Origin of the sequence: Gordonia araii NBRC 100433 (assembly GCF_000241265.1) — a bacterium.
In the GTDB taxonomy this organism is placed as follows: Bacteria; Actinomycetota; Actinomycetes; order Mycobacteriales; family Mycobacteriaceae; genus Gordonia; species Gordonia araii.
In genome coordinates this window covers 1-3218 of the sequence record NZ_BAEE01000023.1, presented here as the reverse complement: position 1 = coordinate 3218, position 3218 = coordinate 1, and the positions used below count along the sequence as shown (strand labels likewise).

4 protein-coding genes are annotated in these 3218 nt (G+C 65.1%); 3 read left to right on the top strand and 1 reads right to left on the bottom strand.

Annotation, left to right across the window (positions count from 1 at the left end; genetic code table 11):
* Positions 1–111 precede the first annotated feature (111 nt).
* The gene (locus GOARA_RS04085) at positions 112–1131 is read right to left on the bottom strand and encodes a crotonase/enoyl-CoA hydratase family protein (protein ID WP_040521699.1); all 1020 of its coding nucleotides are present in this window, start codon (positions 1129–1131) and stop codon (positions 112–114) included.
* Between the two features lie 52 nt (positions 1132–1183).
* Between GOARA_RS04085 and GOARA_RS04080 the strand changes: the two genes are divergently transcribed.
* The 3 genes from GOARA_RS04080 to GOARA_RS04075 all read left to right on the top strand — a co-directional run bounded on the left by GOARA_RS04080 (position 1184) and on the right by GOARA_RS04075 (position 3216).
* Entirely contained in the window at positions 1184–1924 is a 741-nt protein-coding gene (locus GOARA_RS04080) for a PaaX family transcriptional regulator C-terminal domain-containing protein (RefSeq protein ID WP_007321028.1), read from the top strand.
* A 657-nt stretch (positions 1925–2581) separates the two neighbouring features.
* Positions 2582–2782, top strand: a complete 201-nt coding sequence (locus GOARA_RS19665) for a hypothetical protein (RefSeq protein ID WP_007321027.1) — start codon at positions 2582–2584, stop codon at positions 2780–2782.
* Complete coding sequence (locus GOARA_RS04075) at positions 2779–3216, top strand: type II toxin-antitoxin system VapC family toxin (RefSeq protein WP_007321026.1); 438 nt, start codon at positions 2779–2781, stop codon at positions 3214–3216. Before GOARA_RS19665 ends, GOARA_RS04075 begins: the two co-directional genes overlap by 4 nt.
* Positions 3217–3218 lie beyond the last annotated feature (2 nt).

Sequence of the window (3218 nt, the reverse complement as noted above, 5' to 3'; positions counted from 1 at the left end):
GCATCGCCCATCCCGCGCCTTCTCTGCTCACACCCTCGAGCAGGGTTTGGTGCGCGGTGGCGTCGTGGTCGTCTAGCGGCGGTACCTGGTTGAGCACCTCGTGCGTCTGGCTCATTGATCCGTCTCTCCTTCGGTGACATGGCTCCCCGCGGAGCCGAAGTCGTCGTACGGTGCCGCGTCGCGTTCACCGACGGCCGTCTTGAAACCGGCCGTCGCGGCCCGTTGCTGGAATGCGTAGCCCTCGCGGGTGTGACGGGAGATCCCGTCGAAGACCGTGCTGATCATCTGGCTGTTGTGGACGCCCTGCGCGAGGAGGCTGGAGTTCAGGGCCAGTTTGACCATCATGAGCTGATTGGTCGGCATGGCCGCGATTCGTTGCACCAGGCGCTCGACGCGTTCGTCGAGCTGCTCCGGTTCGGGCGCCTCGATGGCCAGCCCCCACGCCTCCGCTTCGCGGCCGGTGAGGCAGTCGCCGGTCAGCAGCAGCCGTTTCGCGCGTTGGTCGCCGAGCCGGTGAGCCCACAGGCCGGCGCTCGGCACACCCCAGACCCTGGTGGGCGGATAGCCGATCTTGGCGTCGGCGGCGATCACGATCTGGTCGCAGTGCAGGGCGATGTCAGTTCCGCCGGCGATGCAGAAGCCGTGGATCTTCGCCACCGTCGGCTTGTTGGCGTGCAGCAGGCTCGCGAAGCCCTTGGTGAAGCGGCTCATCATCGCGTAGTCGATCATCGGATCCCACGTCTGCGACGGATCGTGATTCGCGGCCTGCACGCCGGGTGCGAGAACGGTGCCCTCGTGCGGATCGGCGCCGGCGAGTCCGCCGTCGAGCATCCGCTCGGCGCTGTCGACCAGGTCGTATCCGCCGCAGAAACCCTTTCCCCGGCCCGACAGCACGATGACCCGGACGCGCGGATCGAGGTCGGCGCGCTCGACGGCCGCCGCGAGGTCGTTGGGAGTGTCGGCGGTGATGGCATTGCCCCGCTCCGGGCGATCGAAGGTCAGTCGCGCGACGCGCCCGTCGACTTCATAGGTCAGCGTCGGGTACCGCACGAGGGTCCCGTCCTCAGGCTCGCCGGCGGCCTCGGAATCCCGTTTGTCCATGTCCCGCCACTCTGCTGGTCGTTCCGTCATTGGCTAGACGTTACAGTTATAGACACACGTGTGTCTATAACTGTTTCGTGCGATGATCCTTGGCGTGGCAGCCGCGACCAACGAACCAGCCCCGCTATCGGCGCGTTCCACTGTTCTGAGTCTCATGCTGGGGACTCACCCCGAACCCCTCACATCGGCGCACCTGCGACGCGCCGGCCAGTTCTTCGACATCGAGCCCGGCACGGTGCGCGTAGCCACGGCACGGGCCGTGGCGGACGGGGACTTGGTCCGCTCGGACGACGGATACCGCCTGGGCGCCCGGCTGCTCCGACGTCAGCAGCACCAGGCCGAAGCGGTCCGCGACACCGAAAGCCCATGGGACGGCAAATGGGAGATGGCGGTCGTCGTCGTAACCGGTCGGTCCGGGCCCGAGCGCGCCGCGCTTCGCGAATCTCTCAACGAGCACCGCCTCGCGGAACTGAAAGAAGGCATCTGGACACGTCCGGCGAACCTGCAGCGTCCGCGCGACTACGCGACGAACCCGGTCCTTCGCACCTTCATCGCCCGTGCCGAACAGGATCCCCGCGAACTCGCCGAGATGTTGTGGCCGTTGCCGGCGTGGGCCGACGAGGCCGAACAGCTGCTGGCGGCCTGGGACCGCGCCCAACTTCCGGCGACCAGACTTGCCTCCGCGGCTCGCATGGTTCGGCACCTGGCCAGCGATCCGTTGCTCCCCAGCGAGCTATTGCCTGCCGACTGGCCGGCCGAGACGCTCCGCGATGCCTACCTGAGATACCAGGAAGAACTGCGCGGTTTGGTGCGTCGGGGCTAGGGGACCTATCCACAGGAGGACCGCGTCATCCCCATAGCGTTGCTGTAATTGGCCATACACATCACCGGCGGTATCGATCGTGTTTACCACGCAGCCGACTGTCCCGGAACCGGCCACCGACTCCACCTGCCGCATGACTGTTCGGCGATGAATGTCGCGTAGGCTTTGCTTGGTCGTTTACCAGCTGGCCAGTCCGGCGACGTCGCAAGTGAGAGCGGCTTTGGACGCTGCAGTCGATGGGCGAGCGGCAGGTCGTCTACAAGGTCCACCGTTAGGTCGACGCCAACGACTCGATCAGACGCAGCTCCGCCGGGGGTCGCTGTTGTCGCCACAACCTGCAGCTTCGGCACACCGAGCTGATCGTTCTGCTGTATTTCGGCACATCGCCTAGCAGTTGTGAGTAGTTGACGATTCAGGTGAGCCTCATCGAGAACCATCACCGCGTCGCGCGCCAAGAGCCCCGCCTCGCGCGGGCGGGCATTCGCTGATGTGCCGTACCCCGACAGAGCGAACCCTGCCGGGATACCAACCCCACTACTGCAAAAGAAGCGAATCACAATCCCTCAACGAAGGTCCGCTGCTGGGGCGGTGAGAACGAGCTTAGAGCAGGTCTTCTAGCTGTCGCTCACGTCGCACGTGCCGAAGTATGCTGGTCCCATGACGATCACACGCGAAGAACTCCATGCGCTGGTTGATCGCGTGCCAGCACAGGACTTAGATCGGGCCGCCAGCGCGCTGTCGACCTTGACCGACCGAGGATCCGCTCGGCCACATCCCCGTTCGCTAGGCGCAATCGACGGTGAACCGGACGATTCCACGCAGGTCGACGAGCTGCTGGCCGAGGGCTTGGGACGTTGATCCTGGTCGACACCGGCGTACTGGTTGCACTGGTCAACCGCCGCGATGTCAACCACGAAGCGTGCCGGGAGTGGTTCCTGGCCACGCCAGTCGCCGACCTTGCGATCCCTTCTCCACTGATAGCGGAGATCTGCTACATGATCGCGCTGCGTGGTGGCCCTGGCGCCGAACACCTCTTCCTACTGGATCTGGCCGACAGCCTATACGGCCAGATCGTTGAAGTCACCGAAGGTGATCTCCGCCGCATGGCTGAATTGGTGAGGAGATATGGCGACTTACCCTTGGGCGGCGCGGACGCTTCTGTGATCGCGATCGCGGAACGTCTCGAAGTACACGAAGTGGCCACAATCGACCGCAGACATTTCGCCGTCGTCCGCCCCGAACACGTCCCACGCCTAACCCTGCTACCTCACGACCTCACCTCGTTTGGCTGACT